The organism is Curtobacterium sp. ABR8 (genome assembly GCF_057812125.1).
This window is the reverse complement of the sequence record NZ_CM173818.1, coordinates 2,386,002-2,399,371: the sequence shown is the minus strand read 5'-3', so window position 1 is coordinate 2,399,371 and position 13,370 is coordinate 2,386,002. Positions and strand designations below refer to the sequence as shown.

Below are 13,370 nucleotides of genomic sequence, written 5' to 3'. Positions count from 1 at the left end.
CGTCGTGGAACCACGACCGCTCGCCGACCTGGTCGATCCCGGCTGGGCGTCGGCGCTCGCTCCGGTCGAGGACGACGTGCACCGCATGGGTGCGTGGCTCCGCGACGAAACAGCGGCTGGTCGTACCTACCTGCCGGCCGGCGCCGACGTGCTCCGAGCCTTCACCACGCCGTTCGACGCCGTGAAGGTGCTCGTGGTGGGGCAGGACCCCTACCCGACGCCCGGCCACCCGATCGGACTGTCGTTCGCCGTCGACCCCGCGGTCCGCCCGGTGCCGCGCAGTCTGGCGAACATCTACAAGGAGCTCAGCGCCGACGTCGGCGTGACCCCACCCGCGCACGGTGACCTGCGCGCGTGGTCGGACCAGGGCGTCCTGTTGCTCAACCGAGTGCTCACGGTCCGCGCGGGCGATGCCGGCAGCCACCGCGGCAAGGGCTGGGAGGCCGTCACCGACCAGGCCGTCCGCGCACTGGTCGGCCGGGGGACCCCGCTCGTCGCCGTGCTCTGGGGTGCGCAGGCCGCGTCCGTCCGGCCGCTGCTCGGTGACACCCCGGTGGTCGCGTCGGCCCACCCGAGCCCGTTGAGCGCCTCGCGGGGCTTCTTCGGCAGCCGTCCGTTCTCGCAGGTCAACGCGCTGCTCGAGGAGCAGGGCGCGACGCCGGTCGACTGGTCGCTCCCCGGACGCTGACGCGCCGCGCTCGCCCCGAGCGCCGGCGCGCCGCGCTCACTAGGCTCGGGTCCGTGCTCGAGGAGGAATACCAGCGACGGCGGGTCCTGCCGCGACACCTGCGTGCCCGTCCGGCGAGCGAGACCGCGTTCGAGTACCGGATCCGTGCCGCCGAGGTGAGCGACCTGCCCGACGTGCGTGAGATCCACACGCACTACGTCCGCAACTCGTCGGTGACCTTCGACCCGTCGGCGTTCACCTTCGCCCGCTGGAAGCAGCGCTACGACGACATCCGGAAGCGCAAGCTCCCGTTCCTGGTCGCGGAGAACCCCGCCGGGCAGATCCTCGGCTACGCGCTGGTCGACGCTTGGAACCCGCGCGACCGGTCGAACCGCGTGGTCGAGGACTCGATCTACCTCGGAGCGGCGTCCGGCGGCAAGGGACTCGGGCGTGCACTCATGGAGGCGCTGCTCGACGAGTGCCGGTCCGCCGGGGTCCGCGAGGTCGTCGCGGTGATCGCCGACCGGCAGGCCGAGGCCTCGATCCGCCTGCACGAGCGGCTCGGCTTCGAGGAGGTCGGTCGGATGGGCAAGGTCGGCTACAAGTACGACCGATGGCTCGGCACGGTGACCATGCGCCTGCGGTTGCGCGGCCCGCGCCTCTTCGCGCGCAGGTAGTAGTCGGGCCGTCGTCGTCCGTCGTCCGTCGTCCGGTCGCGTCTCGGGCCGCGCCGAGGTTCCGAGATCTGCGCATCTCGGCGTGCGATTGCGTGTGTTGTGGAACCTCGACGACCAGCGCACGGCGTGTTGTGGAACCTCGGCGACCAGCGCACGGCGTGCCGCCTCGTGCCGCCCCTCGCCCGACCTCGCACACCCGTCAGGGCCGCGGGGCCTCGGCGATGAACTCGTCGCGCGTGACACCGACGAGCGCCGTCGTCGCGGCTGCGGCAGCGGCACCGTCGCCCGCGACGAGCGCGTGTCCGACGGCCTCGTGCCGGAGGGCGGCCTCGCGCGTCCAGCGCGTGATGGTGTCGCGCGACTCCGAGGTGCGGGTGCGCAGCAGTGCCTCGACGGTGCCGGCGAAGTGCGCGAAGACGGCGTTGCCGGATCCGGTGAGCAGGGCGCGGTGGAAGCGGACGTCGGCCTCGAGGTACGCGCGGCTGTCCTCGCGCGCGCAGGCGGCGAGCATGTCCTGCGCGGCGTCGAGGACGGCGGACGACCCGGAGCCGCCGGCGGTGAGCGACGCCGCGACGGGTTCGACGCCCAGCCGCAGCTCGAGCAGTTCCCGCTGCTGCGCGAAGTAGGCCGGCGAGGCGCCGCGCCACCGGATGACCGTCGGAGCGAGCAGTTCCCACGAACCGATGCCGAGCACCTGCGTGCCGACGCGCTGCCGGGGTTCGACGAGGCCGAGCGACTGCAGGACGCGGAGCGCCTCGCGGACGACCGACCGGGACACGCCGAACTCGTCCGCCACGAGTTCGGGGCGGACCACCGTGCCGGGCTCGAGCGCGCCGTCGACGATGCGCTGCCCGAGGGTGTCGAGCACGTGGGCGTGCAGTCCGCGTGCGGGGGGCATCGTTCCTCCATGCAGTACGTGTCGCGCGGTCGGCGTGACGTCGGTCCCATCGAAACGGCAGACTGCGTCCGAGGGCGGATGGCGCGCGGCGGATCGTCGTATAGTCTGATTAATCAGATTATTGAGGGTCGGCTCGTGCAGCGCCAGCCGCCCTCGACACGAAGGCGACGGAGCCGCGCGGCAGCGGCTCCAGGAAGGGGCACCGATGCCTCACCCTCCAGTCCACGCGCTCGCGCACCCCGTCGGCGCGGTCCTCGCCGCCGAGGGTGGCGGCACCGAGACGGTCGACCCGTCCGGTCCGATCCCGCAGCTGATCATCGCGGCCCTCGTCGGCATCGTCGTGATCATCGCGCTCATCACCTGGCTCAAGGTGCACCCGTTCATCGCGCTCGTGATCGGTGCCCTGGGCGTCGGCATCGGCGCGGGGCTCGCGCCCGACAAGGCGGTCACGAGCTTCGGCAACGGCTTCGGCGCGACGATGACGAGCGTCGGCATCCTGGTCGGCCTCGGGTCGATGTTCGGCAAGATGCTCGTCGACTCCGGTGCTGCCGACCGCGTCGTCGACACCCTCGTCCGCAGGTCGTCGAAGGCCGCGCTGCCGTGGACGATGGCCCTGATCGGTGCGCTGATCGGCCTGCCGATGTTCTTCGAGGTCGGCCTCGTGCTCCTCATCCCGATCATCGTGCTGGTCGCGAAGCGCAGTTCCGTGCCGATCATGAAGATCGCCGTGCCCGCCCTGGTCGGCCTGTCGACGATGCACGCGTTCGTCCCGCCGCACCCCGGCCCGCTCGTCGCCATCTCGACCGTCGGCGCGAACCTCGGCACCACGCTCGCCTTCGGCATCGTGCTGGCGATCCCGGTGATCGTGCTCGCCGGTCCGGTCTTCGCGCAGTTCGCGGCACGCTGGGTCGACATCCCGGCCCCCGACCTGTTCGGGTCGCGTGGCTCGGACTCCGGGACGGCGTCCGGTCCGCAGGACCCCGCTTCGGGCGGACGGGAGGCTCGGCGCGGCCCCGCCACGCAGGACACCGCGTCCCTGCCCAACGGCAAGAGCGACTTCACGCGCGTCATCAGCGAGCCGCGCAGCCCGTCCTTCACCGTCGCGCTCGTCGGCATCCTGCTGCCCGTCGTCCTCATGCTCGCCCAGGCCATCCGCGAGGCCACCATGCCCGACGCCGCCGGCTCGTGGGTGAGCCTGCTCGACTTCCTCGGGTCGCCGATGATCGCGATCGGCATCGCCGCGATCTACGCGATGGTCTTCTTCGCGATCGGCGGCGGCATGGACCGGTCCGCCGTGGCGAAGTCGCTCGAGAGCGCGCTGCCACCGGTCGCCGGGGTGCTGCTCATCGTCGGTGCCGGCGGTGGCTTCAAGCAGGTGCTCATCGACACGGGCATCGGCGGGGTGATCGCGGACGCCGTGAAGGACTCCGGCATCTCGGTGCTCCTCGTCGCCTGGGTCGTGTCGGCCCTGGTGCGCGTCGCGACCGGGTCGGCCACGGTCGCCACCGTCACCGCGGCGGGCATCATGGCGCCGATCGCGGCCGACCTGTCCTCGCCGATGACCTCGCTGCTCGTGCTGGCGATCGGTGCCGGGTCGGTGTTCCTGTCGCACGTGAACGACGCCGGGTTCTGGCTCGTCAAGGGCTACCTCAACACCACCGTGGGGCAGACCTTCAAGACGTGGACGGTGCTCGAGTGCCTCATCTCGGTGCTCGGTCTGCTCGGGGTGCTGCTGGCCGGGGTGTTCATCCGATGAGCCGCGACTCCGCTCTGGATGCGCGCGTCCTGGTCGTCATGGGGGTCTCCGGTTCCGGCAAGTCGACGGTCGCGGCGATGGTCGCCGAGCAACTCGGGTGGGACTTCGCCGAGGGCGATGCGATGCACCCGCAGGCGAACGTCGACAAGATGCACGCCGGCACACCGCTCACCGACGAGGACCGCTGGCCGTGGCTCGACGTCGTCGCCGGCTGGATCCGCGGGCACCTCGACGCCGGGACGCACGGTGTCGTCACGTGCTCGGCGCTGAAGCGGTCGTACCGCGACGTGCTGCGGGCGCCCGGCGTGGTGTTCGTGCACGTGGCCGGTGACGGCGCGTTGATCGAACAGCGCATGTCGCAGCGGTCCGGCCACTTCATGCCGACGTCGCTGCTGCAGTCCCAGCTCGCGACGCTCGAGCCGCCGCAGGACGACGAGGCGCACCTGACGATCGCCGCCGACCGCACTCCGGAGGAGGAGAGCGCCGAGGTCGTCGAGCGGCTCGGGCTCGGCGGCGGCCGCTAGCTGAACCGGATCGGGGTGCCGACCGGCAGTGCGGCGAGGGTGCGGGTCATCTCCGCTGAGATCCGCACGCACCCGTGCGAGCTGCCGGTCGGGTCGGGGTAGTAGTGCAGCGCCGTCAGGGCCGCGTTGCCGCCGTACGACGGGATCCGTGACGAGTGCGCCCCGGTCAGGATGATCGGGTTGCCCTGCGTGTAGGTCACGCGGGTGTCGACGTACGCCGCTTCGACGTAGGTGGCGGTGTCGGTCGGCGTGGGGTCCTCGGGGGTGCCGAGCCGGGCCGCCTCGGTCGCGGTGACGTCGCCGCTCCGGGTGACGACCGAGACCGTGCTCCGGGCGACGTCGACGCGGATCATCCAGTCGGTGTCGGCGATGGTGAAGTCGGCGGCCCGCGCCCAGGCGAACGTGGCACTCGGCGCGTCCGGGGTGCCGCCGTCGCCCGGGGTGCGGTTCCGGGCGGGGGTCGAGACGAGGAGCATGCCGCCGTCGACACCCGGAGACCGGCCCCAGACGGCGGTGGCGGCGGGCAGGTCGATCGTCGAGACCCGGTGCGAGAGCGTCGCCACCGGACGCGCGCGGCTCGACGGGCTGGCGTACAGGGCCACGAGGTCGTGCCGCGGGGTGGCGATCTGCCAGGTGTCCGCGGGGCGGACGTCCCCGCCGTCGAGGAGTTCGGGGACGACGCCGTCGTGGAACGCCAACGGCAGGGCGGCGAGGGTGGCGGCCGACGGCGCTCGGGGGACGGCCGCGAGCGTCGGGGTGGGCGTCGGCGTCGGCGTCGCGGTCGGCGCGGACCGTGCGGCGCGGCTCGGGTCGGCGTCCGGCCGGTCGGCGGTCACCCCGACGACGACGACGGCCGCGACGGCGACCGCAGCGGCGCCCGCGGCCACGGCGATCCAGCTCCTGCGTCGCATCGGCATCCCCCTGTGCTCCTGGTGTCGGTCAGCGTTCGGTGACCCGGCCGGCGTCGACGTGCCACTGCCGGTCGAGGCGGACGGTCTCCAGCATGCGCCGGTCGTGCGTGACGAGCAGCAGGGTGCCGTCGTAGGACTCCAGCGCCTGCTCGAGCTGCTCGATCGCCACCAGGTCGAGGTGGTTGGTCGGCTCGTCCAGCACGAGCACGTTCACCCCGCGGGCCTGGAGCAGCGCGAGTCCGGCGCGGGTCCGTTCGCCGGGGGAGAGCGCCGACGCGGGACGCCCGACGTGCTCCGCCTTCAACCCGAACTTCGCCAGCAGCGTCCGGACGTCGGCGGTCGTGTACTCGGGGACGATCGCCTCGAACGCGGCGGCGAGGGACTGGTCGCCGGTGAAGGCCGCGCGGGCCTGGTCGACCTCGCCGACGGCGACGCTCGATCCGAGCGAGGCCGTGCCGGTCGTCGGCACCTGCTTGCCGAGCAGCGCACGCAGCAGCGTGGACTTGCCGGCGCCGTTCGGTCCGGTGATCCCGATGCGGTCGCCGCCGTCGACCTGCAGCGACACCGGACCGAGGGTGAAGTCGCCCTGCGTGAAGGTCGCGTCGGACAGCGTTGCCACGACCGCGGACGACCGCGGTGCGCTGCCGATCGTGAACTCGAGCTGCCACTCCTTGCGTGGTTCCTCGACCTCGTCGAGCCGCGCGATGCGGGACTCCATCTGCCGCACCTTCTGCGCCTGCTTCTCGCTCGACTCCGAGGCGGCCCTGCGGCGGATCTTGTCGTTGTCCGGGGCCTTCTTCATCGCGTTGCGCACGCCCTGGCTCGACCACTCGCGCTGCGTCCGGGCACGGGAGACCAGGTCGGCCTTGGTCGCGGCGTAGTCCTCGTAGGCGTCGCGCTTGTGCTGCCGGGCGATCTCGCGCTCTTCGAGGAACGAGTCGTACCCGCCGCCGAACAGCCGGTTGGACGACTGCGCCAGGTCGAGTTCGAGCACGCTCGTCACCGAGCGCGCCAGGAACTCCCGGTCGTGGCTGACGAGCACGACACCGCCGCGCAGGCCCCGCACGAACCCCTCGAGCCGGTCCAGCCCGTCGAGGTCGAGGTCGTTCGTTGGCTCGTCGAGCAGGACGATGTCGAAGCGCGACAGCAGCAGCGCCGCCAGTCCGACCCGGGCGACCTGCCCACCGGACAGCGCGGTCATGAGCGAGTCCGGTCCGACACCGTCGTCGTCGGCGCCGGTCTCGAGCCCGAGGTCGGCCAGGACGGCGGGGATGCGGTCCTCCAGGTCCGCGGCGCCCGCGGCGAGCCAGCGGTCGAGCGCCGTCGAGTAGCGGTCCGCGGCGGCGTCACCGGCGTCCGGGTCGCCGAGCGCGGCCGCCGCGGCGTCCATGGCCTCGGTCGCCTCGGCCGAGCCGGTCCGGCGGGCGATGTACCCGGCGACGGTCTCACCGGCGATCCGCTCGTGCTCCTGGGGGAGCCAGCCGACGAACGCGTCGGTGGGTGCGAGCGACACCGTGCCGGCCAGGGGCTCGTCGACGCCGGCCAGCAGCCGGAGCAGTGTGGACTTGCCGGCGCCGTTCACGCCGACGACACCGATCACGTCGCCCGGCGCCACCGTGAGGTCGAGGGAGTCGAACAGCGTGCGTGCGGCGTACCCGCCGGACAGGCCCTTGGCGACGAGCGTGGCGGTCATGCGCCAATCGTCCCACGTGGCGGCGTCCGCACGGCACCGTGCTCAGAGTGCCCGGGGCTCCGGGTGCAGCACACTGGTCGGATGGAACCCTGCGTCTTCTGCGCGATCATCGCCGGCGACGAACCGGCCGTCTGGGTCGAGCGCGAGGAGCACGCCGTGGCGTTCGCGCCGCTGCCCGGGTCCGCGCTCGCACCCGGGCACACCCTGGTCGCGCCGGTCGAGCACGCCGACGACCTGCTCGGCGCCGCACCGGTCGCGCTGGCTGCGACCACCGCGCTCGTGCAGCGGGTCGCACGGGCGATGCGGGGTGCGCTCGACGCCACCGGGACCGTGGTGTTGCAGGCTTCCGGTAGCGACGCCGGGCAGAGCGTACGGCACCTGCACTTCCACGTCGTGCCGTGCTGGCCGGACGACGGCACGACGCACTGGCCGGAGCCGCCATCGGCGCACGTCGTCGACGGCGACCCGCACGCGCTCCTCGCCGAGATGTTCGAGTAGGCGACTCCGGGCAGTGGGGTGCGCAACGGAGTGGAGTGGGCGCTGCACCGTCTCGCCGTCCCACCGACTCACCATCAGGAGCACACCATGACCACGAAGATCACCCTGATCATCGACAACCCGGCCGACCCGTCCGCGTTCGAGCAGTCCTACGTGGAGCTCGAGTCCCTCGCCGCGAAGCTGCCGGGCCTGCAGCGCCTCGAGGCGGCGAAGGTCTGGCCGAAGGAGGACGGCACCCCGACCCCGGCCCACCGCACCCTCGACCTGTACTTCGCCTCGTACGGGGACGCGTCCGACGCGGTGGCGACCGCCGAGGCCGGCGCGTTCTTCGAGCGGCTCGGCGGGACGGGCGCCACGTTCACCGGCCTGTTCTCCGACATCGAGCACGAGTAGCACCGACGGCCAGGCCCGGGTCTCGGGCTCAGCGACAGTAATCGGGTCCCGGACCGCGAGGAGTGTCGCTCAGCGCGGGTCTCGGCTCGGCACCGGCGTCAGCCTGCCCGCGCCGAGCGGGAACGGGCCGGCGTGGTACTCGAGTACGGCCGCGTCGCCGACGGACAGCGTCGCTCCACCGAAGCGCCACGCCCGGTTGAACAGGTACACGCCGATCACGGTGCGGCCGTCGTCCGCGACCGCCCACGTGCCGGTGCCCCACTGCGCCGGGTGCCCGACCCCGTCGATCGTGACGGTGGGGCGGGCGAACCAGGTGAGCAGGGGGCGCGCGAGCCGGAGCTCGATCCGGCGCTTCGTCGTGCCGGAGGGGAGAGTCGTGTCCACCTCCGCAGGATAGGGCGAGCGCGCCCGCCGCCGGCGCACTTGTGCCCGCCCCACCCGCGCACCCGTAGCGTGGCCGCCATGACCACCACCGTCCTCGTCGCCGGCGCCACCGGGGACCTCGGCGGACGCATCGTGCACGAGCTCCTGCAGCACGACACCCGCGTCCGCGTCCTGACCCGCCCGAGCAGCGACGCAGCACAGCGCCGTTTCGCCGACGACGACCGCATCGACGTGGTCACCGCCGCCTACACGGACCGACCGGCCCTGGTGGCCGCACTCGCCGGGGTCGACGTGGTCGTCTCCGCGGTCAGCGGCACCCGCGCCGTGATCGTCGACGCGCAGCGCGCCCTGCTCGACGCCGCGGTCGAGGCCGGCGTCCCGCGGTTCATCCCCTCGGACTACGCAGCCGACTACCGGTCGATAACCCCCGGCTCGAACCGCAACTTCGAGCTCCGCCGCGAGTTCGCCGCCGCCCTCGACGCCGCGCCGATCCGTGCGACGTCCGTGCTGAACGGGGCGTTCACGGACATGCTCACCGGTCAGGCGCCGATGATCCTGTTCGACCGCCGGCGGGTCCTCTACTGGTCGTCGGCCGACCAGGTCCTCGACTTCACCACGAAGGACGACGTCGCGCGCGTGACGGCGCTCGTCGCACTCGACGCGGACGCACCCCGTGTGGTCGAGGTCGCGGGGGACCGCGTCACGGCACGGTCGATCGCCGACACGATGTCACGGCTGACCGGCACGCCGTTCCGGCTGCAGTGGGCGGGTACGACCGGCACGCTGTCGGCGATGGCCCGGGTCGGCCGGCGGCTGTCGAAGGACGACGCCGAACCGTTCCCGGCATGGCAGGGCATGCAGTACTTCGTGAGCATGTTCAGCGGCGAGGCCGAACTGCACCACGTCGACGACGACCGCTACGGTCCGCACGGGTGGACGAGCGTCCGCGACGTGCTCGCCGCTCACCTGGGCGTCTGACCGTCCGCCGTCAGTGTCCGACCGGGAGGCCCGCCCCGCGTCGCGCGGGTCGGCTGCCGGTCGGACTCGTGCCCGGGTTCACTGCACCGTCTCGCTGAGCCCGAGGAGCGCGCCCCGCACCGCGGCGACGCGGATGGTCGCCGCGTCGTCGTAGAGCACCGTCTGGCTGACCGCGCCGACGTGCGCGGCGACGACCGCACGGGTGAAGACGTCCGGTGCGACGGTGAGGCGCCGGCCCTGTGCCGTGACCGACTCGACGAGCAGCGGTTCGAGTGCCGCGTGGAAGGCGTCGGTGTGCGCTCGGAGCAGTGCCCGGAGCTCGGGTTCGTGTCGCGCCCGGGAGAGCAGGACCGAGCGGATCGCGTACCACTTGCCCTCGGGGGGCAGGCCGCCGAGGACCCCGGACACGATCGCGTCGACGGACTGCTGGTCGGTCGTGCCGAGCGCGGCCCGGAAGCCGTCCTCGAGCCGCTCGACGACCACGGCCTCCTGCGCTTCGTACACCGCGAAGAAGAGCTCGTCGGTCGTCGCGAAGTTCGAGTAGAAGGCCCCGCGCGTGAAGCCCGCACGCGCGACGATCGCCTCGACGCTGGCCGAGGCCGAGCCGGTCTCGTCGAACAGCGCCTCGGCGGCGCGGACGAGCTCCGCACGGGTGCTGCTGCGTCGCCGGACGGGTCGGGCGCGTGCGGCGGGGTCGTCGCTCACTCGTGGGGACACCGGTTCATCCTAGGAGGCGTCGTCCGACCGGCGCGGGTCCGCCAGGTAGTCGTGCACGGACCGTACCGGCGCGAGCGTCAGGTCGGTCAGGACGTGTGAGGCGCTGACGACCTCGAGCACCGGCAGGTCCGCCATCGGCGCGAGGGCGTGCTCGAACAGCTGCAGTCGGGCGGGCCCGGTCCAGGCCCCCTTCACGACGATGTCGGTGATCTCGGTCCGCACGAGGTCGGCGGCCCGCAGCCCCAGCGTCGTCACGTCGGGGACGAGCTTCACCATCCAGGTCGGCACCGTGATCTGCGCCGCGGCCTCGACCGGGTCCATCGGCTCCCACTGGTACGCCATGGTCGCCGTCGCCACCCGTTCGGCACCGCGGTCGAGCGTGCCCACGAGGGCGCCCTGGTCGACCCGCAAGCCCGGCGTCCCGAGCACCTTCGGGTAGGCGCTCAGTTCGCGACCGGCGAGCGTCGCGGCGGAGTTGTCGAGGTACATGGCGTGCAGGTACTCGCCGACCTCGCCGTCGAGGGTGACCTGGATCGCCTGACCGGACTCGACGTACGGGCCGTACCCGTCGACGTCGCCCATCTTCATGACCTCGAACCGGACCAGCGGGGCGTCGACCCGCAGCGGCTCCGGCACGACGGCGCGGAGGGCGTCGGGGTCGGTCCGGTACACGACGTTGAAGTACTCGCGGTCGGTGAAGCGCGTCGGTCGCAGCGGGTACACCGGCGCGGTGAGGGGCGTGGTGGCGTGGCGGAGGACGTCCGAGGCCTGCATGGGAGCTCCTTGTCGATTGCGATACGATCCGTACTGAGTACGTTGTGTATCGAACGTACACCCGAGAACGAAGGACACCATGGGCTTCCCCCTGCCGACCGACATCCGCAACCGACCCGTCACCGTGATCGGCGGTGGGACCCTCGGCCGGCGCATCGCGCTCATGTTCGCCAGTGCCGGCGGCGAGTCCCACGTGTACGACCTCGCCGAACCGGTCCGGACGGCCGCCGTCGAGTACGTCGAACGCGAGCTCCCGGCGCTCGCCGCTGCGCGGGACGGCGGCGCGGTCGGCACCGTCCGCGCGTTCGACGACCTAGACGAGGCCGTCGCCGGTGCGTGGCTCGTCGTCGAGGCGATCCCGGAGCGCATCGACCTCAAGACCACGGTGTTCGGCCAGCTCGACCGCGCCGTCGGGGCGGACACGATCCTGGCGAGCAACTCGTCGTCGTACGCGAGCCGACTGATGATCGACGAGGTCGAGCACCCGGAGCGTGTGCTGAACATGCACTTCTACATGCCGCCGGCGCAGAACGCCGTCGACCTGATGAGCGACGGCGAGACCGACCCCGCGGTCGTCGACCTGCTGCTCGAGGTCCTGCCGACCTACGGCGTCCGCCCGTTCGTCGCACGCAGGGAGTCGACCGGGTTCATCTTCAACCGCATCTGGGCGGCCGTCAAACGCGAGTCGCTGGCCGTCGTCGCCGACGGGGTCTCCACGCCCGAGGACGTCGACGCCATGTTCGCGGTGAACACCGGGTCGCCCGCCGGTCCGTTCCGGATGATGGACCAGGTGGGGCTCGACGTCGTCCTGGACATCGAGGAGCACTACGCGGCGGAGGACCCGCACCTGCCCGAGGGCCCGCGGCAGCTGCTCCGTCAGTACGTCGAGGCCGGCGACCTGGGCGTGAAGACCGGGCGCGGCTTCTACCGGTACGACCAGCACTGACGGACGACCAACACCGGCGCCGCCTAGGCTCGGGAACCGTGTTCGAACTCCACCACCTCGCCGCGCAGGAACTCTGGGACTGGATCCGCCGGGGGGAGGCGACCGCGCTCGAGGTGACCGAGCACTACCTCGCCCGCATCGAGCGCCTCGACCCCGCCCTCGGCGCGTTCGTGACGGTCACGGCGGACGCAGCGCGCACGAGAGCCGACCGTCTCGGCCACCTGGTGCCGACGTCCAGACCGTTGTGGGGCCTCCCGTCCGCCGACAAGGACCTGTACGACCGCGCCGGGGTCCCCACGCGCAGCGGCACCGCGAGCCTGCCGGAGCGCCCGGCCGGGGCCGACCACCCGCTGGTCGCCGCGCTCGACGCGGCCGGCACGGTGAGCCTCGGCAAGACGACGTCGCCCGAGTTCGGGATGTCCTCGTCGTCGGAGACGCGCTTCGGGGTGACGCGGAACCCGTACGAGACGAGCCGTGCGCCCGGCGGGTCGTCGAGCGGCGCGGCGGTCGCCGTCGCGGCCGGACTGCTGCCGGCGGCCGTCGGGTCCGACGGTGGGGGATCGGTCCGGATCCCGGCCGCCGCGACCGGACTCGTCGGCCTCAAGCCGAGCCGTGGGCGGGTGCCGTCGATGCCCGGTCGATCCGGTGTCGGCGGACTGTCCGTCGCCGGGCCGCTGACCCGATCGGTCGCGGACGCCGGGATGCTGCTCGACGCGCTCGTGGCGCCCACCGGGCTGGGGGAGCCGGCACCGTACGCCCTGGTCACTCCGGACGTGGGTGACGGCCCGTTCACCGCCGCGGCCGTCCGCGGCGAGGGGCGCTTCGTCGTCGGACTGCTCGACGGCTCACCCTGGGACGACACCGTCGACGTGGTGGTCGACCCCGCGGCGCGCGCTGCCGTCGAGACCGCGGTGCGGGTGCTCGGCGAGGTGGGGCACGGCGTGGAGGACGTGCAGATGCCCCGGGCGCCGTACGCCGACGCGTTCCGGGTGGCCTGGGAGAGCTCCGCGGCGCGGCTGCCGACGGTCCCGGGCATCGACCTGACCGCGCTGACGCCCCTGGTGGCGTGGCTCGTGGACCGGGGACGGCGGCTCACCGGCACCCAGGTGCTCGACGCGATGACCACGCTCGACACGTTCTCGGCGACGCTGATCGGCGCGTTCGACCGGTTCGACGCCGTGCTGTCACCGACGCTCGCGCTGACCCCGAGGCCGCTCGGCTGGTACGGCGACGACCCGGACGAGGACTTCCGCCGCCAGTGCGCCTACTCGCCGTGGACCTCGATGGCGAACGTGGCGGGGCTGCCGGCGATCACCCTGCCCGTCGGGGTCACCGCCGACGACCACCCGGACGGTGGCGGCCTGCCGATGGGCGTCCAGTTGATCGGGCGTCCGGGGGGCGAGCGGGTCCTGCTCGCGATCGGGGCCCAGCTCGAGCGTCGGCTGCGGTGGCAGCGGCGGCACCCGGCGGCCTGGACCGCCTGACGCGGGTGCAACTCGCGCGGCGACCTGGAACGACACTCCCGATGTCGTACGACGTCGATGTTGTCGTTCC

General features: G+C 72.8%; 15 protein-coding genes. 9 read left to right on the top strand and 6 right to left on the bottom strand.

The features are described from left to right. The first annotated feature begins 4 nt into the window (after nucleotides 1-4). The gene (locus tag ACXKZB_RS11450; protein ID WP_222657881.1) at nucleotides 5-688 is read left to right on the top strand and encodes a uracil-DNA glycosylase; all 684 of its coding nucleotides are present in this window, start codon (nucleotides 5-7) and stop codon (nucleotides 686-688) included. A 53-nt stretch (nucleotides 689-741) separates the two neighbouring features. Next, nucleotides 742-1,344, top strand: a complete 603-nt coding sequence (locus tag ACXKZB_RS11445; RefSeq protein ID WP_488823202.1) for a GNAT family N-acetyltransferase — start codon at nucleotides 742-744, stop codon at nucleotides 1,342-1,344. Nucleotides 1,345-1,543: 199 nt separating this feature from the next. On the opposite strand, the gene ACXKZB_RS11440 is transcribed toward ACXKZB_RS11445, so the two are convergent. Beyond that, nucleotides 1,544-2,242, bottom strand: a complete 699-nt coding sequence (locus ACXKZB_RS11440; protein WP_488823201.1) for a FadR/GntR family transcriptional regulator — start codon at nucleotides 2,240-2,242, stop codon at nucleotides 1,544-1,546. Between the two features lie 205 nt (nucleotides 2,243-2,447). On the opposite strand from ACXKZB_RS11440, the gene ACXKZB_RS11435 reads away from it, so the two are divergent. Both ACXKZB_RS11435 and ACXKZB_RS11430 read left to right on the top strand, forming a co-directional pair. Then, nucleotides 2,448-3,998, top strand: a complete 1,551-nt coding sequence (locus ACXKZB_RS11435) for a GntP family permease (protein ID WP_488823200.1) — start codon at nucleotides 2,448-2,450, stop codon at nucleotides 3,996-3,998. Beyond that, the gene (locus ACXKZB_RS11430; RefSeq protein WP_488823199.1) at nucleotides 3,995-4,522 is read left to right on the top strand and encodes a gluconokinase; all 528 of its coding nucleotides are present in this window, start codon (nucleotides 3,995-3,997) and stop codon (nucleotides 4,520-4,522) included. Before ACXKZB_RS11435 ends, ACXKZB_RS11430 begins: the two co-directional genes overlap by 4 nt. Here ACXKZB_RS11430 and ACXKZB_RS11425 read toward each other — a convergent pair. Beyond that, on the bottom strand, nucleotides 4,519-5,433 hold the full coding sequence (locus tag ACXKZB_RS11425; protein WP_488823198.1) for a L,D-transpeptidase: 915 nt from the start codon (nucleotides 5,431-5,433) through the stop codon (nucleotides 4,519-4,521). The genes ACXKZB_RS11430 and ACXKZB_RS11425 overlap by 4 nt on opposite strands. A gap of 28 nt (nucleotides 5,434-5,461) precedes the next feature. Continuing rightward, a complete protein-coding gene (locus ACXKZB_RS11420; protein ID WP_488823197.1) occupies nucleotides 5,462-7,126 on the bottom strand; it encodes an ABC-F family ATP-binding cassette domain-containing protein in 1,665 nt (554 codons plus the stop codon). A gap of 81 nt (nucleotides 7,127-7,207) precedes the next feature. Here ACXKZB_RS11420 and ACXKZB_RS11415 point away from each other — a divergent pair, with 81 nt between their 5' ends. Then, nucleotides 7,208-7,624, top strand: a complete 417-nt coding sequence (locus ACXKZB_RS11415) for an HIT family protein (RefSeq protein ID WP_488823196.1) — start codon at nucleotides 7,208-7,210, stop codon at nucleotides 7,622-7,624. A gap of 87 nt (nucleotides 7,625-7,711) precedes the next feature. Continuing rightward, nucleotides 7,712-8,017 carry an EthD domain-containing protein gene (locus tag ACXKZB_RS11410; RefSeq protein WP_123312361.1) on the top strand — a complete coding sequence of 102 codons (306 nt, stop codon included), beginning with the start codon at nucleotides 7,712-7,714 and terminating at the stop codon, nucleotides 8,015-8,017. Between the two features lie 69 nt (nucleotides 8,018-8,086). On the opposite strand, the gene ACXKZB_RS11405 is transcribed toward ACXKZB_RS11410, so the two are convergent. Then, nucleotides 8,087-8,401 carry a hypothetical protein gene (locus tag ACXKZB_RS11405; RefSeq protein ID WP_488823195.1) on the bottom strand — a complete coding sequence of 105 codons (315 nt, stop codon included), beginning with the start codon at nucleotides 8,399-8,401 and terminating at the stop codon, nucleotides 8,087-8,089. Nucleotides 8,402-8,479: 78 nt separating this feature from the next. On the opposite strand from ACXKZB_RS11405, the gene ACXKZB_RS11400 reads away from it, so the two are divergent. Further along, nucleotides 8,480-9,379, top strand: a complete 900-nt coding sequence (locus ACXKZB_RS11400; RefSeq protein WP_456795631.1) for an NmrA family NAD(P)-binding protein — start codon at nucleotides 8,480-8,482, stop codon at nucleotides 9,377-9,379. Between the two features lie 78 nt (nucleotides 9,380-9,457). On the opposite strand, the gene ACXKZB_RS11395 is transcribed toward ACXKZB_RS11400, so the two are convergent. Both ACXKZB_RS11395 and ACXKZB_RS11390 read right to left on the bottom strand, forming a co-directional pair. Beyond that, nucleotides 9,458-10,096: a TetR/AcrR family transcriptional regulator gene (locus ACXKZB_RS11395; protein ID WP_488823194.1), complete on the bottom strand. Its 639-nt coding sequence runs from the start codon at nucleotides 10,094-10,096 to the stop codon at nucleotides 9,458-9,460. Between the two features lie 9 nt (nucleotides 10,097-10,105). After that, the gene (locus ACXKZB_RS11390; protein ID WP_488823193.1) at nucleotides 10,106-10,870 is read right to left on the bottom strand and encodes an acetoacetate decarboxylase; all 765 of its coding nucleotides are present in this window, start codon (nucleotides 10,868-10,870) and stop codon (nucleotides 10,106-10,108) included. A 79-nt stretch (nucleotides 10,871-10,949) separates the two neighbouring features. Here ACXKZB_RS11390 and ACXKZB_RS11385 point away from each other — a divergent pair, with 79 nt between their 5' ends. Together ACXKZB_RS11385 and ACXKZB_RS11380 are read left to right on the top strand one after the other, a co-directional pair. Continuing rightward, nucleotides 10,950-11,816 carry a 3-hydroxyacyl-CoA dehydrogenase family protein gene (locus ACXKZB_RS11385; RefSeq protein ID WP_488823192.1) on the top strand — a complete coding sequence of 289 codons (867 nt, stop codon included), beginning with the start codon at nucleotides 10,950-10,952 and terminating at the stop codon, nucleotides 11,814-11,816. A 38-nt stretch (nucleotides 11,817-11,854) separates the two neighbouring features. Then, complete coding sequence (locus ACXKZB_RS11380) at nucleotides 11,855-13,300, top strand: amidase (protein ID WP_488823191.1); 1,446 nt, start codon at nucleotides 11,855-11,857, stop codon at nucleotides 13,298-13,300. Nucleotides 13,301-13,370 lie beyond the last annotated feature (70 nt).